Genomic DNA, 22640 nt, shown 5'->3' with positions numbered 1-22640 from the left:
TCAGCGTCCGTACAGGCCGATCTCGGTCGAACGCGGCCGCCGCCGTGTCAGCGCGAGCAGAAAGCCTGTGCCGATCGCCAGCGAGAGCAGGGACGAGCCGCCATAGGAGATGAAGGGCAGCGTCATGCCCTTGGCCGGCATCATGTGCAGGTTCACCATCATGTTGATCGAGGCCTGGATGCCGAACAGCAGCGCCAGCCCCGTCACGGCGAGGCGCGTGAACGGATCCTCCGATTTCTGCGCCACGAACAGCGAGCGGATCACGATGATCGCGAACAGCGCGACGAGGATCATGCAGACGACCACGCCGAACTCTTCCGCGGTCACGGCGAAGATGAAGTCGGTATGCGCGTCCGGCAGGATGCGCTTCACCGTGCCCTCGCCCGGACCTTTCCCGAGCCAGCCGCCCTGCGCGAAGCTCTCCAGCGCCGTGTCGACCTGAAAGGTGTCGCCTGAGCCCTTGTCCATGAAGCGCTCGATGCGGGCCCGCACGTGGGGCACCAACTCATAGGCGATGAAGATGCCGGTGGCGCCGACGCCGCCCAGCCCGATCACCCAGAACCAGTGCAGCCCGGCCACGAAGAACAGGCCGGCCCAGACCAGGCTGATCAGCATGGTCTGGCCGAAATCCGGCTGCAGCACCAGCGGCACGATGGTGAAGGGCAGGATCAGAAGCGCCAGGATCGTGCCCGGCAGATCCGGCCGGCGCGTGCCCTCCGCGAAGGCCCAGGCCGCGAGAATGACGAAGGCCGGCTTGACGAATTCCGAGGGCTGCACGGAGCCCAAAGGCCCGAGCGTCAGCCAGCGCTTCGCGCCTTTGACCTCGACGCCGAAATACAGCGTCGCGCACACCATCGCGAGCGAGACCACATAGATCAGCAGAGCGGTGCGCCGCACCTGTCGCGGGGTCATGAAGGACACCGCAAGGAAGATGACGATCGCGACAGCGAGATAGGCCGCCTGGCGATTGACGAAATGGAAGGTCGAGAGGCCGAGCCGCTCGGCCACGGGCGGCCCACCCGCCATCAGCAGCACGACGCCCGACACCATCAAGGCGATGAGGGCGGCGAGGATTAGGCGGTCGATCGACCACCACCAGCGGCCGCTGAGACTAGGTTCGGCGCGTGAAACCATGGGAAAAACCGTTCCGTCGACAAGCCGGCGCACGAGACGCGCCTTCAAGACGAATCACTTTGGTCAATGAATGGTTAACCGTTTGATTCCGAAGCGGCGTAATGGGACTGGCGAAGGCTGGCGGCGCGGACACTCAAAGGGGTGCCATGACGGCGATCGCCCGCAGCGGACTTCGATGATGTCCGCTGCGGGATGTCTCGATCCACGCGCGATCTAGCGCGAGGCCATGATCACGTCGCGGTGCCCGGCTTCGCAGGTCGTGTCAGCCACTGCGCTTAATTTCGAACAGGCTCCACGGCCGCCGCGGCCCCTTGGCGCGAGCGAAAGATGTTCGCGGGCAGCGGCGGCTCCGCATTGAGCAGAGTGACCGTCACCCGTCGGTTCGGCGAGATGTAGGGATTGTCGGGGAAGGTCGGCTCGGTGTCGCCACGTCCCGACACGGAGGCGAAGCGGTCGCTGGGGAACCCGGCGCCCACCAGGATCTCGCGTATGGCGAGCGCGCGTCCGGTGGTCAGGTTCCAGGGATCGACGCCCCCCGCCGAGCCCGGACGCGCTGCGGCCGTGTGGCCGGTGACGGACAGGCGGTTTGGCATCTGGCGCAGGGTGGGTGCCAGCGCCTCCAGCACGACACGGGTGCGCGGGTAGGGTTGGACCGAGCCCTCGGGGAACATGGAGCGGCCAGCCTCGTCCACGAGGGAGACATCCACCCCCTCCTTGGTCGGCTCGATCACGATATTGCGCGACAGGTCGGCAATGTCGGGCATCTTCTGGAGCGCTTGCCGGATGCTGGCTATGGCGCTGTGGTTGGCCTGCTCGTCGGTCGCCGCGCGGGTGACCTCGCGGTCGCTGCGGCCGGAATTGGTCCGGCGCGCTCCGTCCTCCTGCTTGGCGGCCATAGGCACGTCGCGGGGCGCCGAAGACTTCTTGCCCGAAGTGTCGAGAGCGGTACCCCACAGCATGCCGCCAGCACCACTGGCGCTGGGGCTTAGAGCAGCCGTCGGCGCGAAGTATTCCGCCAGGCCGTTCTTCTGCTCCTGCGTCGTCATGCTGATCAGCCACATCAGCAGAAAGAACGCCATCATGGCGGTCACGAAGTCCGCATAAGCGATCTTCCAGGCCCCGCCATGGTGCGCATGGGCGGCCTTCTTGACCTTCTTGATGATGATCGGCTGGATCGGCTTGTCCATCGAGTTCCTGCTGGCGCGAGTACCTACTGGAGGTCGGCTCAGATCTAGGCGGGCGAATTGGCGGTTGCCGCTTCGACTTCGCTGAAGGTCGGGCGGACGTCGCTCATGAGGGCCTTGCGGGCGAATTCGACGGCCATCACCGGCGGCTGGCCGCTGATATGGGCGAGCAGGCCCGCCTTGAGCGACAGGTAATATTTGGCTTCTGCCTCGAAGGTGCTCTTGAGCGACGACGCCATGGGCGCGAAGAAGCCATAGGCGACGAAGACGCCGAAGAAGGTGCCGACAAGCGCGCCGCCAATCAGATGTCCCAGCACCTCCGGGGGCTCCTTGATCGCTCCCATCGTCTTGATCACGCCGAGCACGGCTGCGACGATGCCGAGCGCTGGCGTTCCGTCGGCAAGCGACTGCATGGCCGAAACGACACGCTCCTGCTCCTGGTGGTGCGTCTCCAGTTCCTCGTCCATCAGCGCATCGATTTCGTGGACGTTGTTAGCGCCCATCGTCAGCATGCGCATGTAATCGCAGACGAACTCGACCGCATGATGGTTCGCTGCAAAGGTCGGGAAGGCGTTGAACAGGCTCGATTCGCTCGGATTTTCGATGTGCTGCTCGACTGCGAGCATGCCCTTCTGCTTCACGAGCTTGTACAAGGAATATTGCATCCCAAGCAGTTCGACGTAGCAGTCCCTCTTGTACTGGGGGCCCTTAAAGATCGTGCCGAGCATGCTGGGCACGGCCTTGAGGACCGGCCCGGGGTTGCCGATGACGAAGGCGCCGATCGCCGCACCGAGGATGATGACGAATTCGAAGGGCTGCCAAAGGACCTCGAGGTGGCCGCCCATAGCCGCGTAGCTGCCGAAGACGCAGACGAAGACGATGATTGCGCCGACGATCAACCGCATAATTTGCCATCCTTGCGCAGCCGCAGGTAGAGCCGCGCGAAGCCACAACCGGTCTGAGGGATGAACGATCGAGGTTAAAGGCGAGTTTAGGGCCGTCGAACCGCGCCTTCGTAAGCGTGGTTTTCGGTCATGGCCTGGGGCTTGAGCAACCAGGTGGACCCAAGGGATATAGCGGCATGCGATGAGCCTCCGCCGCTCCCGGTGATCGGTGTCGGATGTCGTTTCCGGGGCGATCGATGTGTCCCGCCTTGCTGTGGCGAGGCTGCGCCATCGAGCGGGGGTTTCCGCGAACGTCAGCGGTCAGCCCCTTGCGGGCATGATCTATCGCCCGCCAAACCTCTCAAATCCCGGCTGCGCCTGCACGAGCTGCCTGAACGCCTCCCCACGAACCTCGAAATTCGCGAACTGGTCGTAGGAGGCGCAGGCCGGCGAGAGCAGCACGGCGATCTCGCCCTCTCCGGCCTGGGTCAGGGCATCCCTTGTTGCAGCGGCCACCGCCTTGTCGAGCGAGACGCTGCGCTCATATGTCACGCTGCCCTCGTCGTCGAAGGTGTCGGCGAACAGATCGCTCGCTGCGCCGATCAGATAGGCCTTGGCGATGTTGGGGAAGTAGCGGCGCAAGCTGTCGATGCCGCCCTCCTTGGCCTTGCCGCCGAGGATCCAGAAGATGCCGCGAAACGAAGTCAGAGCCTTCTCGGTCGAGTCCGCATTGGTCGCCTTGGAATCGTTGATGAAGACGACGCGGCCGATGCGCCCGAGCTCTTCCATGCGGTGCGCGAGCCCCGGATAGCTCTTGAAGCCCGCCGCGATGTCTTCGGCGCTCACGCCCAGTGCGGCGCAGGCCGCAAAGGCAGCCGCCGCATTCTGCGCATTGTGCGAGCCGCGCAGCGAGCCGATGCCGGCGAGGCTCGCGACGAGGTGGCGCTCGCCGCCCTGGGCCTCGACGATCTGCGTCTCCTGCTGCCCGCCCCGCTCCTCGACCTGAGCGAAGACGCCTTTATCGAGTGGCTCATCGCCACTGATACGAACCAGAGGCCTGCCGGTTATGGCCCGGCGCCCCGCCATCTGCCGCGACGGCTCGTCATCGACGCCGATGATCGCGACGTCGGCAGCGGCCACCAGCCGCTCCTTGATCGCAGCATAGTTCTGAAGGGAGCCGTGTCGGTCGAGGTGGTCGGGCGTGAGGTTCAGCTGAATGCCGACGCTGGGTTTGATGGAAGGGGCCAGGTCGATTTGAAACGTAGAGCATTCGATGACGTGGATGCGGCCGGCGGCCGGCGGCTCGAGCGCCAGCACGGCAGTGCCGATATTGCCGCCCATCTGCACGTCACGCCCGGCCGCCCTGAGCACATGCGCGATCAGCGCGGTCGTGGTCGATTTGCCGTTGGTCCCGGTAATGCAGACGACAGGCGAGCCCGGTACCGTCTGCGCCCGCTCACGGAAGAACAGTTCGATGTCGCCGATGATCTCGACGCCGGCCGCATACGCTTTCTCCGCCGTCCAGTGCGGTTGCGGATGCGTCAGCGGCACACCCGGCGCCAGGATCAACGCCGCGAAATGAGACCAGTCGCAGGCGCTCAGATCGACAATGGCGATGCCTTGCGCCACGGCTCTCTCCCGACTCGCCGCATTGTCATCCCATGCCGCAACCGCGGCGCCGCCGGCCACGAGCGACAACGCCGTGACGATCCCCGAGCCGCCGAGGCCGAAGAGGGCGACCTTGCGCCCGGCGAAGACCGTGACGGGGGTCATGCGAGGGCTCTCAGCGCAGCTTGAGCGTCGAGAGGCCGACCAGCGCCAGCACGACCGAAATGATCCAGAAACGGATCACCACCTGCGGCTCGGTCCAGCCCAGCTTCTCGAAATGGTGGTGGATCGGCGCCATCAAAAATACCCGTTTGCCGGTGCGCTTGAACACGCCGACCTGAATGATCACCGACAGCGCCTCGACCACGAACAGCCCGCCGACGATCGCCAGCACGATCTCGTGCTTGGTCGCGACTGCGATGGTGCCGAGCAGGCCGCCCAGCCCCAGCGAACCGGTATCGCCCATGAAGATCTGCGCTGGCGGGGCGTTGAACCAAAGAAAGCCGAGGCCGGCCCCGATGACCGCGCCGCAGATGACCGCGAGTTCGCCCGAGCCCGGCACATGGTTGATCTGGAGGTAATTGGCGAAGATCGCATTGCCGACGAGATAGGAGATGAAGCCGAAGGTGCCGGCCGCGATCATCACCGGCACGATAGCGAGCCCGTCGAGCCCGTCCGTCAGGTTCACGGAGTTGCCGGCGCCGACGACCACGAAGGCCGTCACGACCGGAAACAGGATGCCGAGCGGGATGATCGCGTCCTTGAGGAAGGGCATCGCGAAACCCGACGAGATCGCCGTCGGCTGCGTCTGCATCACGAGGTAGCAGGCGATCAGCGCCACCACGACCTCGAGGCCGATGCGCGCCTTGCCGGAAAAGCCCTTATGCGACTGCTTCGTCACCTTCAGGAAGTCGTCATAGAAGCCGATAGCGCCATAGGCCGCCGTCACGCCAAGCACGATCCAGACATAGGCGTTGCGCAAATTGCCCCAGAGCAGCACGGCAGCGAACAGCCCGGACATGATCATCAGCCCGCCCATGGTCGGCGTGCCGCGCTTGGCCAGATGCGTCTCAGGCCCGTCCGTGCGGATCGGCTGGCCCTTGCCCTGCTTGATCCGGAGCCAGGAGATCGCCGCCGGCCCGAAGAAGAACACGAACAGCAGCGCCGTCGCCGTCGCCCCGCCCGCCCGGAAGGTGATGTAGCGGAAGACGTTCAGGATCGGGAAGGTGCCGGAAAAATCGGCTAGCCACGTGAGCATGTCTTGGCGTCTCTTGAAAATCGGCCGGCGCGGCGCGCGTCGGTGGATGTGAAGTCAGTCTTCGGCAGGCATGGTGGGAAAGCGCGCGAGCAGCGCCTTCACGATGGGCCCCATGCGCGAGCCCAGCGAGCCCTTCACCGTGACGACATCGCCGGCCCGCAACGCATCGAGCACCAGCGGCTCGAGCGCGGCCGCGTCGTCGGCATAAGCCCCCCGCATGGCCGAAGGCAAGCTTTCGTAGAGGCCTTTCATCAGCGGCCCGCAGGCGAAAACGCTGTCGATCCGGTTCGAAGCCAGCGGTTCGGCCAACCCCTTATGCAGCTCGCCACCTGTCGGCCCAAGCTCCAGCATGTCGCCGAGCACGGCGATGCGACGGCCCCTGCTCGCGACCGGAAGGCGGCCGAGATTCTCGATCGCGGCGCGCATCGAGGCGGGGTTGCCGTTGTAGCTTTCGTCGAGCAGCGTCAGCGTGCCGCCGGGCACCTGCAGCCGCTGCCGCGCGCCGCGTCCGGCCGGCGGCGTGAGATCGCCGAGCGCCAGCGCAGCGAGCGCGAGATCGGCGCCGAGCGCCTTCACCGCTGCCAGCACCGCCAGCGAATTCAGCACGATGTGGCGGCCTGGGCTGCCGAGGCGATAGGTCACCGGCTCGCCCAGCACCCGCGCTTCCACCGTCGACATATCGGCTTTGAGCGCGCAGGAGATTAATCGTACATCCGCATCCGGGCTCTCGCCGAAAGTCAGAATCTCGCCGGCCGGGCCCGATCTGGCGATGTCCCGCAGGAGTTGCGATTGCGGAATATCGGCGTTGATGATGGCCGTGCCGCCCTTTTCCAGCTCCCAGAACACGCCGGCCTTTTCTTCCGCGATGCCTTCCAGCGAGGCAAAAGCGGCCAGATGCACCGGTGCGATCGTGGTGACGATCGAAACCTGCGGGCGCACCAGCCGCGCCAGAGGCACGATCTCGCCGGGGCCGTTCATGCCGATCTCGTAGACGCCGTAGGCGACATCGACTGGCGTGCGCACCAGCGTTAGCGGCACACCCCAATGATTGTTGTAGGAGGCGACGGGCGCATGGGTCTTGCCCTGACGGGACAGCACGAGGCGCAGCGCCTCCTTCGTACCGGTCTTGCCAACCGAGCCCGTGACGGAAACCACACCGGCCTTCAGCGCGGCGCGACGCGCGGAGCCCGCCTTCTCCATCGCCTTCAGCACGTCCGGCGCCACCGCCAGCGCGCCGGTGCCCGCAAACTGCGAAGCGTGAGCCTCGTCGACCACCGCGAGCGCCGCGCCCTTCTCCAGCGCCGCCTTGACGAAATCATGCCCATTGCGCGTCTCGCCGGTAATGGCGAAGAACGCGTCTCCCGGCTCCAATGTGCGCGTATCGATCGAGGCGCCGGTCACGGCCTGCGGCACCGCCCCGTCCGCTTTCGCGCCAAGCGCCGCGATCAGTTGGTCGCCGGTCCAGAGAGGGCCGCTCATCATCCAATCTCCGATAGCGCTTTTCGAACCACGTCCTGGTCCGAGAAAGGCAGTGTCCGGTCGCCTATGATCTGGCCGGTTTCATGGCCTTTGCCGGCCACGACCAGCAAATCCCCCGGCTTCAGCATCGCAACAGTGGCGCGGATCGCCTCCTCGCGCCCGCCGATCTCGCCGAGCTTGGGCGACGCGGCCATGATCTCGGCCCGGATCGTCGCTGGGTCCTCGCTGCGCGGATTGTCGTCGGTGACGATGGCGATGTCGGCCTTTTCAGCCGCGATCGCGCCCATCAGCGGCCGCTTGCCCCTGTCGCGATCGCCGCCGCAGCCGAAAACGCAGATCAGCCGCCCGGTGGCATAAGGCCGAAGCGTGGTCAGCACCGCCGCGAGCGCGTCCGGCTTGTGGGCGAAGTCGACGACGACGAGCCCTCCATTGGCCTCGCCGATGCGCTCCAGCCGCCCGGAGACGCCTTCGAGTTTCGAGATCGCACCGAGTGCCCGCGCCTTGTCCGCTCCGCTCGCGATTGCAAGTCCGGCCGCGACAAGCGCATTCCCCGCCATGAAATCGCCGACCAGCGGCAGCGAAACCGAAAGTTGCTCGCCATCGAAACCGAGGGTCAGCCGCTGCACGAAACCATCCCGCTCATTGGCCAGCAGGGTCAGCGTCTCGCCTTTGCGGCCGACGCCGATGATCGGATGCCCACTGGCCTCCGCCGCCCGCGCAGCTTCTTCCGCATAAGGCTCGTCGCGGTTGATCACGACCGGCGCGCCGGCCGGCAGCAAATCCCACAGCCGCAGCTTGGCAGCGAGATAATTCTCGACGGTCGGATGATAGTCGAGATGGTCGCGCCCGAGATTAAGGAAGGCGCCGGCCTTCAGCCGCACCCCGTCGAGCCGGTGCTGGTCGAGCCCGTGCGAAGAGGCCTCCATCGCCAGATGCGTGACGCCCTCCCCGGCCAGCTTGTCGAGGGTGGCGTGCAGCGAAAGTGGATCGGGCGTCGTCAGGGAACCGTAATCGGCACCCTTGCTCGTCACCACGCCGATCGTGCCGACGCTGGCCGCCTCATGTCCCAGCGCCTGGAAAATCTGCCGCGTGAAATCGGCGACGGAGGATTTGCCGCTGGTGCCGGTGACCGCGACGATGGTTTCCGGCTGGCGCGGATGGACTTTCGCCGCAGCCAGCGACAGAGCGAGCCTGGGATCATCGACCTCAGCGAAAGCAACGTCAGCGGGTAGATCGACCGGGCGCGGCTGGCCGGAAACCACCGCCACGGCCCCACGAGCGACCGCATCCGCGATGAAGCGCCCGCCATCGGTCTTGGCGCCAGCGAGCGCGACGAAGACATAGCCACCGGTTACCTTGCGGCTGTCGAAAGCGATGCCGTGGACCCGCCGGCTGGCGGTGTCGGCATCGAAGCTGCCGGGAAAGAGGTCCTGCAGCCTGTATGTGATGGCGTCTGTCAAAACCGGTACCTTTGCCGATGCGAAGACGTGGCCGTCATTCTCGGGCGAAGCGGAGCGCAGACCCGAGAATCTCGTCCAGGACAAGGCGCCGCGCCGTCCATATCGAGGCGCTGTCTTGCGCCCTATCGTCAGGAGATGCTCGGGGCAAGCCCGAGCATGACGCCCGTCAACGACCATTCGTCGCCGAGACCCAACCTTACCGCGAGCCCCACGCTCCAAGCTTCGCCATCAGCGGGAACGGCGACGGCGGCGGGTCGAAGCGTGGCACGACGCCAAGCAGCGGGGCTGCGCGCTCGATCAGCTTGCCGGTGGTGACACCGCCATTCCAGGCTGCGGTCGAATAGCCGCCGCTTTCGGCATAGCCCTTCGGTTCGTCATAGATCGCCAGGAACAGGAAGCGAGGTTTGTCGGCAGGGATGATCGCCGTGAAGGTGGTGAAGTTCTTGGTCTTCGAATAGCGCCCGCCAATGACCTTTTCGGCCGTACCGGTCTTTCCGCCGACGAAATAGCCGGGAATATCGGCCTTCTTGGCCGAGCCCTTCTCGCCGTTGACGCGCATGATGAAACGAAGGGCTTCCGAGGTCTCCGGCTTGATCACCCGCGTCGCGACCTTCATCGCGTCTTCCTGCGTGCGCTTCAGGAAGGTCGGTTTCATCAGATAGCCACCATTGACCAGCGCGGAGACGGCCGCCATCGCCTGGATCGGCGCCACCGCGAGGCCGTGGCCGAAGGCGATGGTCGCGGTGTTGATCTCGCCCCAGCGCTGCGGAACGATCGGTGCCGCGCTCTCAGGCAGCTCGGTCTGCATGCGGTCGAGCTGCATCATCTTTTTGAGAAAGGCCTTGTGCCCCTCGACGCCGACAGCGAGCGCCATCTTGATCGAGCCCATATTGGACGAGTGCAGGAACACCTCCGGCACCGTCAGGGTCCGGCCGGTGCCGTGGTATTCCTTGATGACCTGTCGCCCGAACCGCATCATGCCGCCGGCGGTCGAGAAGCTGGAATTGATGTTGACCTTGCCGGAATCCAGCGCCATCGCGATGGTCAGCGCCTTGAAGGTCGAGCCCATCTCGTAGACGCCGACATTCATCCGGTTGATCCGGTCCTTCTCCAGCGCGTCGACCGGGTTGTTCGGGTCGAAGTCCGGCAGCGAGACCAATCCGAGCACCTCGCCGGTGTTCACGTCCATGATTGCGCCCGCAGCCGCGATCGCCTTGAACCGGGCCATGCCGTTGACGAGTTCGTCGCGCAGCAGATGCTGGATGCGCAGGTCGAGCGAGAGCTGCACCGGCTTCAGATCGCTGGCCTCGGTTGCCATCCCGGCACCGTTCAGGTCCTGCAGCCCTTGCGAGTCGATGTATTTCTCCATTCCGGCAATGCCGATATTGTCGACATTGGCAAAGCCGAGGATGTGAGCGGCGGCCGGGCCGTTGGGATAAAACCGTTTGTGCTCGGGCAGGAAGCCGACGCCCGGAATGCCGAGCCGGTACACTTCAGCCTGCTGGCGCGGCGTGATCTCGCGCTTGACCCAGACGAAGCCCTTCTTGGTGCCGAGCTTGTCGCGCAGATCCTTGGCGTCGAGGTCTGGAAGGACGGCCGTCAGCAGCTCCGTCGCCTCATCCTTGTCGAGAATCTTGCGCGGCTCGGCGAAGACCGAGACCACGCCGATATCGGTGGCGAGGATGTCGCCGTTGCGGTCGATGATGTCGGGCCGCGCGGCCGAGATCGCGGTCGAGGCCGCGCGCCGGATGCCGACCTGCTCCGGCGGGAACGAGGCCAGCACCGCAAGCCGCCCCGTAATCGCCAGAAACAGCACCGAGAAGCCGAGGATGACGAGGCCGACGCGGGGCTGCGCCTTGTGGCCGCTCATGCGGAAAACGTCGCGCAGCCACTCGATGCGCGAAGGCCGCACGGCAGCCGCGCTCGCCACCTCGGGGATGGGAGCTGGGGAGTCGCTGGGGGTCTGCTCGGTCATGGCATGGCTCCGGGCGTGGTCGCGCTCGCCTTGCGATCGCGCGGCGTCTCGGTCGGCAGGCCCAGCCCGAGGTCTTCCAGCTTGCGGCCGATCGTGTCGACCTTCGGCCCACGGTTCGGAATCTCGGAGGGAACGACAACCTGGGTCGCCTGGAAGGGCTGCAGATCGAGATGGCGGTCGGCCAGCGTCTGGATGCGGTCAGGCCGATCGAGGAACTGCCACTCGGCCTTCAACACCTGAATGGCATCGCGCTCGCGCTGGGTCTTGGTCTTGAGCTTTTGCAGCTGCTCGGTCGCCAGCGTCGTCTCGTATTTGATGGTGTAGGCATAGACCGCCGACGACACGAGCGCGCAAATGGCGATGGCATGGAGAAACTTGATCACGCTCAGCTTCTCCGGCGCGGCGATGGTTGGGGAAGGCCGGCGAGCGCGACGAGCCCGGCTTCCGCCCGGCGCGGCGGCGTCTCAAGGCGTTCGGCGGCGCGCAGCTTGGCGGAACGGGAACGTGGATTGGCCCGCGTCTCGGCTTCAGAGGGACCGACCGCGCCGCGCTCGACCAGCCGGAAGGTTGGCTGCGCCACCGCTACGGCCGGCGCATGACGCGATCCGGCCGAGACCTTGCCGGAGCGCTCGGCGAGGAACTGCTTGACGATCCGGTCCTCGAGCGAATGAAAGGTGACGACGACAAGCCGGCCGCCCGGCTTCAGCGCGGCCTCCGCCCCATGCAGCGCCGCGACAAGCTCGCCGAGTTCGTCATTCACCGCGATGCGCAGTGCCTGAAACACCCGGGTGGCCGGATGGGCGCCGCCGGGCTCGGCCCAGACGATGCTGGCGACGAGATCGGCCAGTTGCTTGGTCGTGGTCAGCGGCGCCTTGCGGCGGGCCTCGATCACGGCGCGGGCCACGCCGCGCGAGCGCCGTTCCTCGCCGTAATGGTAGAAGATGTCGGCGAGCAGCGCCTCCTCCGCCTCGTTGACGAGGTCGGCCGCGCTTTGCCCATCGCCGCTCATGCGCATGTCCAGCGGCCCGTCGAAGCGAAACGAGAAGCCGCGCTCGGCTTCGTCGATCTGCATGGAGGACACGCCGATGTCGAGCACGACGCCGTCTAGAGGCGCCATCTCGAAACGCTCCGCCTCGGCGGCGAGATCGCTGAAGCGGGCCTGCGCGACTGTCAGGCGTCCGGCCATCGCCGTCACGAGATCGGCGCCGCCGGCAACCGCTCGGGGGTCGCGATCGAGCGCGAGCAGCGTGGTATCGGGCGCGGCTTCCAGGATCGCGCGGCTGTAGCCGCCCGCCCCGAAGGTGCCGTCGAGATAGCGCCCGCCGGCCTTCGGCGAAAGCGCGTTCAGAACCTCTGCGAGAAGCACGGGCACATGACGAACCGGTCCGCCAATGGCTCCGTCTGAACGGTCGCCATGGTTCGTCATGGGCTCGCACCTCCCGTCGATGGTGGCAGGGAGCCGAGCGCGCGCTTCACGTCGCGCAGCCGTGAGCGGGCCGCGTCGAGATGAGCACGAAAGCGCTCGGGCTCCCAGATCTGGAATTTGTGGCCGTGGCCGACGAAGGTCACTGCATCGCCGATGCCGGCATGTGCCTTCAACGTCTCGCTCAGCATCATGCGCCCTTCCGGATCGACCCTGACGACCTCGGAGGTGCCGTTCAGCGCCGTCGAGAGCAGTTCCCACTCGTCCGAGAAGGGCGAGAAGCGCGACAGGATCTCGTCGATCGTCGTCCGCAGGGCGTGCCCGCCCGCGTCCAGCGCCGGCAGATCCAGCGCCTGGTGAATATAAAGCCCCTCGTAGCCGTCCTTGGCCAACACGGAGCGGAAACTCGAGGGAATGGAGACGCGGCCCTTGGCGTCCAGCCGATTGGTGAAGTTCGAGACGAAGCGGTCCATCAACGCCGCCTCCCGGCCTGCTCTTCACGACGGCGCCGCCACGCGAAGCGAGGGGCGGAGTAGCCTCCCGTCGAAGCAGGCAAGACGCATCTGGCGACCAATTTCCGCGCGGCACACGGACCCTGATCGACGACTTGCCTGCCGGCTTCGACGGGATGATTTGGGATAGCATGGGCTACCATGGGCGTCAATGGAATCGCCGGCCCGGAAGGGCTTCGGCGATGGCTCAGGAACATCACAGCCTGTTAAGGTTAAGGTCCGGTAACCACGAGGAATTCGGCGCGCTTTCAAATAGCGGCACGTGGCCGCCGGCGCTGATCCGGCCAAAAAAATTTGCAAACGCGCGATTGGGGTCGGGCGCGTTCGAAGCGCTGTCCGCGCGCGAGGCCAGGCCGTCACTCGCTTCGCCACAAGCGCAGGCCCGCCTTCGACGGCTGGTGCGACGCGGCATCGGTCGGCGACCATCGCAAGCGTGGAAGACCACGCTGGATGTGCCTTGGGACGGAAGACGGAGGTCGAAGTGCCAGTCGGCCTGTAAGCCGGGTTCTGTAGGGCCGAAGGATCGCTCCCCCGACGTGACGGCCATTCCTCTGGGACGCACATTGCTGCGCGCCTCGAGCAACCAACCCGGACGACAGGGCCCGGAAACCGGCCCCTCCCCGCTTGCGCGGAGAGCATCGTCCCTATTCGGTTTTGCTCCCGGTGGGGCTTGCCGTGCCGTCCCCGTTGCCGGGTCCGCGGTGCGCTCTTACCGCACCTTTTCACCCTTACCTCGGGCCCAAAGTCGAAACTTCAGGTCCGGGGCGGTTCGATCTCTGTGGCGCTTTCCCTGGGGTCGCCCCCGCCGGACGTTATCCGGCACCGTGTTTCCATGGAGCCCGGACTTTCCTCCCTCGCAAGCGAGAGCGGCCGTCCAGCCGACTGGCGAGGGGGACATGCGCGCTGGTGCCGCCGGCGTCAAGCGCGGCGGCACGAAAGCTTCGGCCGCGTCAGTTGCGCGCCGTGATCGTACGCACTTTGGCGCAATAGGTCCGGTTCGCGCCGCTCATGCGCAGCGCCATGTGGCCGCTCTGATATTTCATGATGGTGCGGCAGGTGTCGCCGCCGGCCATGCGATAGGCTTCAGCGAGGTATTTCATGCCGTAGCGCGCGTTGGTCTCGGCATCGAGTAGGCCGCCGGCACCGCCGGAATACCCCATGCCCCGCGCCGTCTGATGGCGAATCTGCATCAGGCCGAGATTGCCGGCATGGGCCGCGCGTGGATTATAGCGGCTCTCGACACGGATGATGGCGTCCGCAAGCGAGAACGGGACGCCGTTGGCGGCGGCGTGGCGCGCGACGATCGCTTTCAGACCCTCGCCCCCGACCGGCGCGGCGAGCGGCTTGGCCGCTGCTGCGTCCACCTGCGGCGCCACTTTGTCCTCGGTCTTGACGGCGGCAATGTCTTTGGAGCCGGCCGCCTCGCGAGCCTTCGAGGCGCGCGCTTCGAGCTTGGCCGCACGGCGCTCCTTGGCGGTCATCGCCTTACGCGGCGCCTCCGCCGTGGACGTCTCGCCCTTGGCCTCCTCGGCCTTCAGGCGGGCGATCTCCGCGTCGCGCGCCATGATCGCCCTGGGGTCCATCTCCGCGTTCACGAATTCCTCGGCCGAAGCCACTCCGGTGAGGCTAATCAGAACCGCAGCGATCAGGCCGCCATAGACATACTTCATGATCACTCAAACCCTGCTGAGCCACATCTCGCTGAGTGGCGGGGTCCAATGCTGGTTGAATGTGACGATAATCTGTCTCAACCCAAAGAGAATCGCTGCATATCGCAGCCGACTTCCTTCCTGATCTCTATTTGACTGTAGAGTATTCCCATGTATTGGCACCGGCGAAAAGCTTTGCCGGCAAGGCCGTCAAAATCGCGAATCACGTCGCCGAATGGCCTGCCCCGTTTTCGCCTTTTTCGGATTTGTCGAGGCTTATGTTTGGAACCGGACGAAGCGATGCGCGTTATGCGACATCCTGCTTCCTCTTGATCGCGATGCGCCGAACGCCCATCATCGCCGTTGTCGCGCGCAGCGGATGCGCGGACGGCCGTCGGTTTGCGACGGCTCTATTCGGAGTTCTGTTTCCTCCCATGTCTTCTTCGTTTTGGGGCGCACTCGGTGGCGGCGGTCTCGGGTTCGCGATCGGGGGCCCGCTCGGCGCCTTGCTCGGCGCATTCGCCGGCCACGTGCTGGTCGATCGTGAAGGCTCGCCTTTTGGCCCGGCCCCGCGCGAACTGGTCTTCACGACAGGCCTCGTCGCGCTCGCCGCTAAAATGGCGCGTTCGGATGGTGTCGTAACGTGCGACGAGGTCACGGCCTTTCGCCGGATCATTGCGGTGCCGGCCGGCGAAGAAGCGCGCATCACACGGCTGTTCGACCTCGCTAAGGAGACAAGCGCGGGCTTCGAGGCCTATGCCGGCCAGATCGCCGCGCATTTCAAGGACGAGCCGGCCCTTCTGGAGGACGTGCTGGACGGGCTGTTTCTGATCGCCGCGGCCGATGGCGCCGTGCATGAGGCGGAATATGCCTATCTTCGCGACGTCGCCGCGATCTTCGGCATTTCGGAAGCCGATTTCGGCCGGATCGAGGCTCGCCACATCCGCAGGGCTGACGACCCCTATCTGATCATCGGTGCCAGCCGGGAGATGGGCGACGACGAGCTGAAGCGGCACTATCGCCGCCTCGTTGCCGAGAACCACCCCGATCGCCAGATCGCCCGAGGCCTGCCGCAGGAGGCCGTCGCCACCGCCACGAAGCGCCTCTCGGCGATCAATGCCGCCTGGGACAGGATCTCCCATGACCGGGGCCTGAGCCGCCGCCTCTCGCACGAGCCGGCCTGAGCAGCGAATGACCGACACAGCCGAACCAGATAGCCGCTTCGCGGCCAAGATCTTTCCGTCCCCCAATCACGGCGAGCGCAAGCGAAGCGACGGCGAGCCCGGACGCCGGCCCGACATGCTCATCCTGCATTATACCGGCATGGGTCTGGCCGGCGAAGCGCTGCAATGGCTGTGCAATCCGATCGCGCAGGTGTCCTCGCATTATTTCGTCTTCGAGAACGGCCACACTCTTCAACTCGTGCCTGAGAACCGTCGCGCCTGGCATGCCGGCGCCTCTCACTGGGCCGGCGAGACCGACATCAACTCCTGTTCCATCGGCATCGAGATCGCCAACCCCGGCCATCCCGGCGGCCTGCCCGATTACCCGGACGAGCAGATCGCCGCCGTGCTGAACCTCAGCCGCGACATCTGCGAGCGTTGGTCGATTCCGCCCGAGCGGGTCCTGGCCCATTCCGACATCGCGCCCGGCCGCAAGATCGATCCCGGCGAGAAGTTTCCGTGGCGGCATTTTGCGGAGGCCGGCGTCGGCCTCTGGAGCCAACCTGCCCCAATCCGAAGCGGGCGCTATTTCAGCAAGGGCGATACCGGCCAGCCGGTCGAGGCGCTGCAGGCGATGTTTGCGATGCTGGGCTACGGTCTCGCGGTCGATGGTGTTTTCGACGAGAAGACGGAGGCGGTCGTCGCCGCCTTCCAGCGACATTGGCGGCAGGACAAGGTCGATGGCGTGGCCGATGCCTCGACGATCACGACGCTGCGGGATCTTCTAGCGGCCAGTGCCCCCTCCCGGACGGCCTGAATCCTTTCGGCAGTCAAGGTTCGCTTAACCGGCGACCCTTTAAGCTCAAGCATGGGCAATCGGGGGATAGCCTGCTTGAACGCCATGTCGACCTTGCCAAAACCGCCGCCGTCGCCCCCCAGCCCGGGGGCCATCGGCGCGTGGGAATGCCAGCTCGCCAGCCAGGCCTTGACCTGGACGGATGGCGTCTACGACATTTTCGGCCTGCGTCGCGGCAGCACCATCCATCGCGGCGACACGCTCGATCTCTATGAGGAACAGTCGCGCCTCGAGATGAACCGGCTTCGAAGCCGGGCCATCTCAACCGGACAGGCCTTCTCGCTGGATTGCCGGCTCAAGGCGGCCGATGGCCAGCGGCGCTGGATGCGTCTCCTGGTCGGTGTCGAGCATCGTCACGGCCGCCCGGCGCGGATTTTTGGCTCGAAACAGGACATCACAGCCGAAAAAGCGCTCTGGACCGACCTCATACGCAGTGCCGAGCCCCGCGCGATTGCACCTGACACGCTCCTGCAAGGCTTCGAAGACGCTCTGCGGCGGTATAACGGGCGGACGGACGGGCGCGATCATGCACTCGTCATCTATGCGATCGACGACGCCGCCGATCTGCTGGCGACTTACGGGGCGGCCGCATGCGAGGGCGTGATGCGAAGCCTGGAGCAACGGCTGGCACGACTGTTTCCCGACGCGATCGCATCCGGGCGTCTCATCGGTACGAGCTTCGGATTGCTCGTGCCCGTATCACAGGAGCGCAGTCGCCTGGTCGGAATGCTCGAAAGCGCCCGCCGGCTGTTGCAGCGCCCGGTCTCGCACGGACCTTTCGTCATCGATTTTACCATTTCGGCCGGTGCAGCGACGGGCTCGGCCATCGGTGAAGCCGTCTCCCGCCAGCAATTGTTCGCAGGCGCCGAAGCCGGGCTGAAAGCAGCCCGGCTCACCGGCGGCGAGAAGCTCCGCCTGTTCGATGGGCCGATCGCGGGCGCCCGACTGGACCGCCCGCTGTCGACCGTGTGAACCGCTCGGCTGGACCTCTGAGGGCTCAGCCCTTCACGCTCTTGACGACATCGGCGACGTTGCGCCCGAAGGCTTCCGCCGTCTTGAGATCGCCGGGGACCATCTCTTCGACCGAGGCATCGGACGGAGAGGTCACCAGCAGGCCGAGATAGCCCCCGAGATTGTTCAGGTCGTCGCGGGTCGAACCCTTGGCATTGGAGGGGTGCATGCCGGTGCCCGTCCAGAGCATCTTATGCTGGGCCGCGAGCGTCGAGAGATAGGTGATCGTGCTGCCCTTGTCGCCGTTCAGCGTCGCGGAATTGGTGAAGCCGGCCGCGATCTTGCCCTTCCAGTCCATCGTGTACCAAGGCTTGGACGAGGCGTCGGCGAACTTTTTGAACTGCCAGGAGACCATGCCCATATAGGTCGGCGAGCCGAAGATGATGGCGTCGGAGGCCTTGAGTATCTCCCACGCGCTTTCCGGCACATTGCCCTCGGCGTCGATGGAAACGAACTCGACCTTCGCCCCCTCCGCACCCGCACCCTTGGCGACATGTTCGGCGACCCGCTTGGTGTGGCCGTAGCCGGAGTGGAAGACGATGGCGATCTGGGTCATGAGTGGGCTCCTTTGGGGAAAGCTGACAATGCCCGCAAGATGTTGCAGCGCAGCGGCGAGTTCAACGCTTGCGCGATTGCAATCCTGCAGGCTGGCGCTGGCATCGAGGCAATAAGGTAGCCGCCACCGGACTATCAGAGGCTCTGCCAAATTGCGCGGACTTCAACGCTTGCGGACGAACTCCGTGCGCAAAACCAGCCCCTTGATCGCATCGTGCCGGCAGTCGATTTCCTCCGGGTCGTCCGTCAGCCGGATCGTCTTGATCACCGTACCTTGCTTCAAGGTCTGGCCAGCGCCCTTCACCTTGAGGTCCTTGATCAGGACCACGGAATCGCCATCGGTAAGAACGGTCCCGGCAGCATCCCGAACCTCGACCTTGCCGGCCGCGGCGGTCACAGCCGCCACCTCCGACGCCGGGCGCCACTCGCCGCTCGCTTCGTCGTAAACGTAATCGTCGTCGGCCATGGCCGTTCTACCTGCTCGCTCACCAGCCGGGTGCGCCCGGCCCGGCTGCGTAGCGGAGCAACGCAGATAATTCAACACGGCGAAGCTGTACAATACGGCAGCCCTAAGCGTCATTCTCGGGCAAAACGAGGCTTCGACCCGGGAATCTCGCGCTCAAAATAGCGCCTTCTGGTCAGGAGATGTTCGGGTCAAGCCCGAGCATGACGCCTCTGTCCGCCTACTCCGCCGCCTGCAACCGGTAGCTCGCGGGATCGTAGTTCAGGATCGGCGCGAGCCAGCGTTCGGCCTCCTCGACGCTCATGCCCTTGCGCCGGGCATAATCCTCGGCCTGGTCGCGCTCGACCTTGGCGACGCCAAAGTAATAGGCATCGGGATGAGCGAGATAGATTCCCGAAACCGAGGAGCCCGGCCACATCGCATAGCTTTCGGTCAGTTTCACGCCGACGCGCCGCTCGGCCTGCAAAAGCTCGAACAACGTCGCTTTCTCGGTATGGTCAGGCTGGGCCGGATAACCGGGCGCAGGGCGAATGCCGCGATACTCCTCGCGGATCAGGTCGTCATTGCCAAGCGTCTCGCCCGCCGCATAGCCCCAGAACTCCTTGCGGACGAGCTGATGCATCCGCTCGGCGAAGGCCTCGGCGAAGCGGTCCGCCAATGCCTTGACCATGATCGAGCGGTAATCGTCGTTGTCGCGCGCGAACTTCTCGGAGATGCGCTCTTCCTCTGCGCCGGCCGTCACGACGAAAGCGCCGACATAATCCGGAGCCCCGCCCTCCGGCGCGACGAAATCGGACAGGCACATATTCGGCTTGCCGTCACGCTTGGAGAGCTGCTGGCGCAGGCCGTGCAGCGTGGCGAGCGTCTCCTGCCGGCTCTCGCCAGTATAGAGGCGGATATCGTCGCCGACCGTGTTGGCCGGCCAGAAACCGATCACAGCCTTGGGATTGAACCAGCGCTCCTCGACGACGCGCTTCAGCATCGCCTGCGCATCGTCCCACAGCGCGCGCGCCGCCTCGCCCTGCTTTTCGTCCTCGAGAATCGCGGGATAGCGACCCTTGAGTTCCCAAGTCTGGAAGAAGGGCGTCCAGTCGATTACCGGCACCAGATCGGCGATGTCGTAGGTGCGGAAGACGCGCGTGCCCAGAAAGCTGGGCTTGGGCGGCACGTAATTCGCCCAGTCCGGCTTGAAGGCGTTGGCGCGGGCCTTGGCCAGCGGCAGGCGCTGCTTGTCGGCCTCCGACCGGCGATGCCCGTCAGCGACCTTGGCGTATTCCGCCTGCACGCTGGCAATATATCCAGGCTTCTGCTCCTGCGAGAGCAGGCTGGAGACGACACCGACGGCGCGCGAAGCGTCGTTGACGTGCACCGCCTGCCCGGCCTGATAGGCTGGGTGGATCTTCACCGCCGTGTGCACGCGGCTCGTCGTGGCGCCGCCGATCAGGAGCGGAATGTCGAAGCCCTCGCGCTCCATTTCGGAGGCCACCGTGACCATCTCGTCGAGCGAGGGCGTGATCAGCCCCGACAGCCCGATGATGTCGACGTTTTCCCGGCGCGCCGTGTCGAGGATCTTCTGCGTCGGCACCATCACGCCGAGGTCGATGACCTCGTAATTGTTGCACTGGAGCACGACGCCGACGATGTTCTTGCCGATGTCGTGCACATCGCCCTTCACCGTCGCCATCAGCACCTTGCCGGCGGCCGACCGCCCGGTGCCGCCGTTCAGGCGCTTTTCTTCTTCCATGTAGGGCATGAGATAGGCCACGGCCTGCTTCATCACGCGGGCGGACTTCACCACCTGCGGCAGGAACATCTTGCCGGCGCCGAACAGGTCTCCGACCACGTTCATGCCGGCCATCAACGGCCCCTCGATGACGTGTAGCGGCCGCTCGGCCTTGAGCCGCGCCTCTTCCGTATCGGTCTCGATGAAGGCTGTGATGCCAGCGACCAGAGCATGTTCCAGCCGCTTCTCGACCGGCAGCTCGCGCCAGGCCATGTCCTTGCCGGACACCGCGACCGAGCCGTCGCCCTTGAAGCGCGGCGCGGCCTCCAGCAGGCGCTCGGTCGAATCGCTGCGGCGGTTGAGAACGACGTCCTCGCAAAGCTCGCGCAGCTCCGGGTCCAGATCGTCATAGGAGCCGAGCTGCCCCGCATTGACGATGCCCATATCCATGCCGGCCTTGATGCAATGGTACAGGAACACCGAATGCATCGCCTCGCGTACCTTCTCGTTCCCCCGGAAGGAGAAGGAGAGGTTCGAGACGCCGCCCGAAATATGGGCATGCGGCAGGCTCGCGCGGATCGCTTTCGTCGCCTCGATGAAGTCGTTGCCGTAGTTGTCGTGCTCCTCGATACCCGTCGCCACCGCAAAGATGTTGGGGTCGAAGATGATATCCTCAGGCGGAAAACCGATCGTCTGCGTCAGCAGATTGTAGGCCCGCGTGCAGATCTCGATCTTGCGCTTGAACGTATCGGCCTGCCCGACCTCGTCGAAGGCCATGACGACGACCGCCGCACCGTATTGCCGGCAAATGCGGGCCTGTTCGAGGAAGGCGTCCTCACCCTCCTTCATCGAGATCGAATTGACGATCGGCTTACCCTGGATCGTCTTCAGCCCGGCCTCGATCACCGGGAACTTCGACGAATCCACCATAATCGGGACACGGCTGATGTCCGGCTCGGAGGCGATCAGGTTGCAGAATTCCGTCATCGCTCCTTGCGAATCCAGCAGGCCCTCGTCCATGTTGATGTCGATGACCTGCGCGCCATTGGCGACCTGGTCGCGCGCCACGTCCAATGCGGCGGCATAGTCGCCGGCGGTGACGAGCTTCCTGAACTTGGCCGAGCCGGTGACGTTCGTGCGCTCGCCGACATTCACGAAGGGGATCGTCTCGTCGAGCGTGAAGGGCTCCAAACCGGCCAGCCGGAGCCACGGCTTGATCTCGGGGATGGTGCGCGGCGCCTTGCCGGCCACAGCCTGCGCGATCGCCCGGATATGATCCGGCGTCGTGCCGCAGCAGCCGCCGACCACATTGACGAGCCCGGCATCGGCGAATTCGGCGAGCATGTTCGCGGTCGCCTCGGGCCGCTCGTCATAGAGCCCGAATTCATTGGGCAGGCCGGCATTCGGATAGGCGCAGACCAGCGTGCCGGCGATGCGCGCCATATCCTTGATATGCGCCCGCATTTCGCGCGCGCCGAGCGCGCAGTTGAGGCCGATCGTCAGCGGCGCGGCATGGCGCACCGAATTCCAGAAGGCCTCGACCGTCTGGCCCGACAGCGTGCGGCCGGACAAATCGGTGATCGTGCCGGAAATCATGACGGGCAGGCGAAGGCCCTTCTCGCGATAGACCTCTTCGATCGCGACGATCGCCGCCTTGGCGTTCAGCGTGTCGAAGATGGTCTCGATCAACAGGAGCTCCGAGCCGCCGTCGATCAAGCCCCGCACCTGCTCCGCATAGGCGTCGCGCACCTGGTCGAACGTTACGGCGCGGAAGCCTGGATTATTGACGTCCGGCGAGATCGAGAGCGTGCGATTGGTCGGACCGATCGCACCCGCGACGAAGCGGCGCCGCCCATCCTCCTTCTCCGCGATGACGGCGGCCTCGCGGGCGAGCCGCGAGCATTCGACGTTCAGCTCGTAGACGATTGCCTCCATGCCGTAATCAGCCTGGGCGATCGAGGTGCCGGAAAAGGTGTTGGTCTCGACGATGTCGGCGCCGGCCCGGAAATAAGCGAGGTGAATGTCTCGCAGCGCATGCGGCTGCGTCAGCGCGATGATGTCGTTGTTGCCCTTGAGATCATGGGCGAAATCCTTGAAGCGCTCGCCGCGGAAATCCGCCTCGGTCAGCTTCAGGTCCTGAATCTGCGTGCCCATCGCGCCGTCGAGCACGAGGATGCGCTCGGAAGCGGCTTGCCGCAAAGCGCGTTCGATCTCGGCGCCATCGACGGGAGTGGGTGTGAAATCGGACATCGTTACGCTTTCGCTGATGGATGCTCAGTCATTCCCGTCATTGCGAGGAGCGA

The 22640-nt window shown here is 65.4% G+C and carries 18 protein-coding genes and 1 other RNA gene; 3 read left to right on the top strand and 16 right to left on the bottom strand.

The annotated features are described in order from the left end of the window. The 13 genes from AC1DR6_RS05540 to AC1DR6_RS05480 all read right to left on the bottom strand — a co-directional run bounded on the left by AC1DR6_RS05540 (position 1) and on the right by AC1DR6_RS05480 (position 14587). Entirely contained in the window at positions 1 to 1134 is a 1134-nt protein-coding gene (locus tag AC1DR6_RS05540) for an FtsW/RodA/SpoVE family cell cycle protein (RefSeq protein ID WP_476828185.1), read from the bottom strand. A 275-nt stretch (positions 1135 to 1409) separates the two neighbouring features. Further along, positions 1410 to 2321: a flagellar motor protein MotB gene (locus tag AC1DR6_RS05535; protein ID WP_476828184.1), complete on the bottom strand. Its 912-nt coding sequence runs from the start codon at positions 2319 to 2321 to the stop codon at positions 1410 to 1412. Between the two features lie 44 nt (positions 2322 to 2365). After that, positions 2366 to 3223 carry a flagellar motor stator protein MotA gene (gene motA / locus AC1DR6_RS05530; protein ID WP_476828183.1) on the bottom strand — a complete coding sequence of 286 codons (858 nt, stop codon included), beginning with the start codon at positions 3221 to 3223 and terminating at the stop codon, positions 2366 to 2368. Between the two features lie 321 nt (positions 3224 to 3544). Continuing rightward, on the bottom strand, positions 3545 to 4975 hold the full coding sequence (gene murD / locus AC1DR6_RS05525) for a UDP-N-acetylmuramoyl-L-alanine--D-glutamate ligase (protein ID WP_476828182.1): 1431 nt from the start codon (positions 4973 to 4975) through the stop codon (positions 3545 to 3547). Positions 4976 to 4985: 10 nt separating this feature from the next. Further along, positions 4986 to 6068, bottom strand: coding sequence for a phospho-N-acetylmuramoyl-pentapeptide-transferase (gene mraY / locus AC1DR6_RS05520; protein ID WP_476828181.1), 1083 nt, complete (start codon positions 6066 to 6068; stop codon positions 4986 to 4988). A 54-nt stretch (positions 6069 to 6122) separates the two neighbouring features. After that, complete coding sequence (locus tag AC1DR6_RS05515) at positions 6123 to 7547, bottom strand: UDP-N-acetylmuramoylalanyl-D-glutamyl-2,6-diaminopimelate--D-alanyl-D-alanine ligase (RefSeq protein WP_476828180.1); 1425 nt, start codon at positions 7545 to 7547, stop codon at positions 6123 to 6125. Next, the gene (locus AC1DR6_RS05510) at positions 7547 to 9007 is read right to left on the bottom strand and encodes a UDP-N-acetylmuramoyl-L-alanyl-D-glutamate--2,6-diaminopimelate ligase (RefSeq protein WP_476828179.1); all 1461 of its coding nucleotides are present in this window, start codon (positions 9005 to 9007) and stop codon (positions 7547 to 7549) included. The genes AC1DR6_RS05515 and AC1DR6_RS05510 overlap by 1 nt, the downstream gene beginning before the upstream one ends. 196 nt (positions 9008 to 9203) lie before the next feature. Next, complete coding sequence (locus tag AC1DR6_RS05505) at positions 9204 to 10982, bottom strand: peptidoglycan D,D-transpeptidase FtsI family protein (RefSeq protein WP_476828178.1); 1779 nt, start codon at positions 10980 to 10982, stop codon at positions 9204 to 9206. Continuing rightward, positions 10979 to 11365 (bottom strand): cell division protein FtsL, encoded by a 387-nt coding sequence (gene ftsL, locus AC1DR6_RS05500; protein ID WP_476828177.1) that lies wholly within the window; start codon positions 11363 to 11365, stop codon positions 10979 to 10981. The genes AC1DR6_RS05505 and ftsL overlap by 4 nt, the downstream gene beginning before the upstream one ends. A gap of 2 nt (positions 11366 to 11367) precedes the next feature. Continuing rightward, positions 11368 to 12408 carry a 16S rRNA (cytosine(1402)-N(4))-methyltransferase RsmH gene (gene rsmH, locus AC1DR6_RS05495; RefSeq protein ID WP_476828176.1) on the bottom strand — a complete coding sequence of 347 codons (1041 nt, stop codon included), beginning with the start codon at positions 12406 to 12408 and terminating at the stop codon, positions 11368 to 11370. After that, complete coding sequence (locus AC1DR6_RS05490) at positions 12405 to 12878, bottom strand: division/cell wall cluster transcriptional repressor MraZ (protein ID WP_476828175.1); 474 nt, start codon at positions 12876 to 12878, stop codon at positions 12405 to 12407. The genes rsmH and AC1DR6_RS05490 overlap by 4 nt, the downstream gene beginning before the upstream one ends. 519 nt (positions 12879 to 13397) lie before the next feature. Next, positions 13398 to 13803, bottom strand: an RNA gene (gene rnpB, locus AC1DR6_RS05485) — RNase P RNA component class A. Between the two features lie 64 nt (positions 13804 to 13867). Beyond that, entirely contained in the window at positions 13868 to 14587 is a 720-nt protein-coding gene (locus AC1DR6_RS05480; protein WP_476828443.1) for a lytic transglycosylase domain-containing protein, read from the bottom strand. Between the two features lie 413 nt (positions 14588 to 15000). On the opposite strand from AC1DR6_RS05480, the gene AC1DR6_RS05475 reads away from it, so the two are divergent. The 3 genes from AC1DR6_RS05475 to AC1DR6_RS05465 all read left to right on the top strand — a co-directional run bounded on the left by AC1DR6_RS05475 (position 15001) and on the right by AC1DR6_RS05465 (position 17557). Further along, on the top strand, positions 15001 to 15750 hold the full coding sequence (locus AC1DR6_RS05475) for a TerB family tellurite resistance protein (protein WP_476828174.1): 750 nt from the start codon (positions 15001 to 15003) through the stop codon (positions 15748 to 15750). Positions 15751 to 15757: 7 nt separating this feature from the next. After that, a complete protein-coding gene (locus AC1DR6_RS05470) occupies positions 15758 to 16546 on the top strand; it encodes a peptidoglycan recognition protein family protein (protein ID WP_476828173.1) in 789 nt (262 codons plus the stop codon). Between the two features lie 84 nt (positions 16547 to 16630). Then, positions 16631 to 17557, top strand: coding sequence for a PAS domain-containing protein (locus AC1DR6_RS05465; protein ID WP_476828442.1), 927 nt, complete (start codon positions 16631 to 16633; stop codon positions 17555 to 17557). Positions 17558 to 17582: 25 nt separating this feature from the next. Here the strand turns inward: AC1DR6_RS05465 and AC1DR6_RS05460 are convergent, their stop codons facing one another. The 3 genes from AC1DR6_RS05460 to metH all read right to left on the bottom strand — a co-directional run bounded on the left by AC1DR6_RS05460 (position 17583) and on the right by metH (position 22587). After that, a complete protein-coding gene (locus tag AC1DR6_RS05460; RefSeq protein WP_476828172.1) occupies positions 17583 to 18152 on the bottom strand; it encodes a flavodoxin family protein in 570 nt (189 codons plus the stop codon). 162 nt (positions 18153 to 18314) lie between these two features. After that, positions 18315 to 18617: an alkylphosphonate utilization protein gene (locus tag AC1DR6_RS05455; protein ID WP_476828171.1), complete on the bottom strand. Its 303-nt coding sequence runs from the start codon at positions 18615 to 18617 to the stop codon at positions 18315 to 18317. A gap of 217 nt (positions 18618 to 18834) precedes the next feature. After that, the gene (gene metH, locus AC1DR6_RS05450) at positions 18835 to 22587 is read right to left on the bottom strand and encodes a methionine synthase (RefSeq protein ID WP_476828170.1); all 3753 of its coding nucleotides are present in this window, start codon (positions 22585 to 22587) and stop codon (positions 18835 to 18837) included. Positions 22588 to 22640 lie beyond the last annotated feature (53 nt).

The sequence above is a fragment of the Allobosea sp. P5_A5 genome (assembly GCF_056400625.1).
Note: the sequence above shows the minus strand (reverse complement) of the source record. Positions and strands in the feature narration are given on the sequence as shown.

Excerpts from the sequence above, each read along its gene's own strand:
- AC1DR6_RS05540 (WP_476828185.1), bottom strand. The coding sequence starts at position 1,134 with ATGGTTTCACGCGCCGAACCTAGTCTCAGCGGCCGCTGGTGGTGGTCG.
- AC1DR6_RS05535 (WP_476828184.1), bottom strand. The coding sequence starts at position 2,321 with ATGGACAAGCCGATCCAGCCGATCATCATCAAGAAGGTCAAGAAGGCC.
- motA (WP_476828183.1), bottom strand. The coding sequence starts at position 3,223 with ATGCGGTTGATCGTCGGCGCAATCATCGTCTTCGTCTGCGTCTTCGGC.
- murD (WP_476828182.1), bottom strand. The coding sequence starts at position 4,975 with ATGACCCCCGTCACGGTCTTCGCCGGGCGCAAGGTCGCCCTCTTCGGC.
- mraY (WP_476828181.1), bottom strand. The coding sequence starts at position 6,068 with ATGCTCACGTGGCTAGCCGATTTTTCCGGCACCTTCCCGATCCTGAAC.
- AC1DR6_RS05515 (WP_476828180.1), bottom strand. The coding sequence starts at position 7,547 with ATGAGCGGCCCTCTCTGGACCGGCGACCAACTGATCGCGGCGCTTGGC.
- AC1DR6_RS05505 (WP_476828178.1), bottom strand. The coding sequence starts at position 10,982 with ATGACCGAGCAGACCCCCAGCGACTCCCCAGCTCCCATCCCCGAGGTG.
- rsmH (WP_476828176.1), bottom strand. The coding sequence starts at position 12,408 with ATGACGAACCATGGCGACCGTTCAGACGGAGCCATTGGCGGACCGGTT.
- AC1DR6_RS05490 (WP_476828175.1), bottom strand. The coding sequence starts at position 12,878 with ATGGACCGCTTCGTCTCGAACTTCACCAATCGGCTGGACGCCAAGGGC.
- AC1DR6_RS05480 (WP_476828443.1), bottom strand. The coding sequence starts at position 14,587 with ATGAAGTATGTCTATGGCGGCCTGATCGCTGCGGTTCTGATTAGCCTC.
- AC1DR6_RS05475 (WP_476828174.1), top strand. The coding sequence starts at position 15,001 with ATGTCTTCTTCGTTTTGGGGCGCACTCGGTGGCGGCGGTCTCGGGTTC.
- AC1DR6_RS05470 (WP_476828173.1), top strand. The coding sequence starts at position 15,758 with ATGACCGACACAGCCGAACCAGATAGCCGCTTCGCGGCCAAGATCTTT.
- AC1DR6_RS05465 (WP_476828442.1), top strand. The coding sequence starts at position 16,631 with ATGTCGACCTTGCCAAAACCGCCGCCGTCGCCCCCCAGCCCGGGGGCC.
- AC1DR6_RS05460 (WP_476828172.1), bottom strand. The coding sequence starts at position 18,152 with ATGACCCAGATCGCCATCGTCTTCCACTCCGGCTACGGCCACACCAAG.
- AC1DR6_RS05455 (WP_476828171.1), bottom strand. The coding sequence starts at position 18,617 with ATGGCCGACGACGATTACGTTTACGACGAAGCGAGCGGCGAGTGGCGC.
- metH (WP_476828170.1), bottom strand. The coding sequence starts at position 22,587 with ATGTCCGATTTCACACCCACTCCCGTCGATGGCGCCGAGATCGAACGC.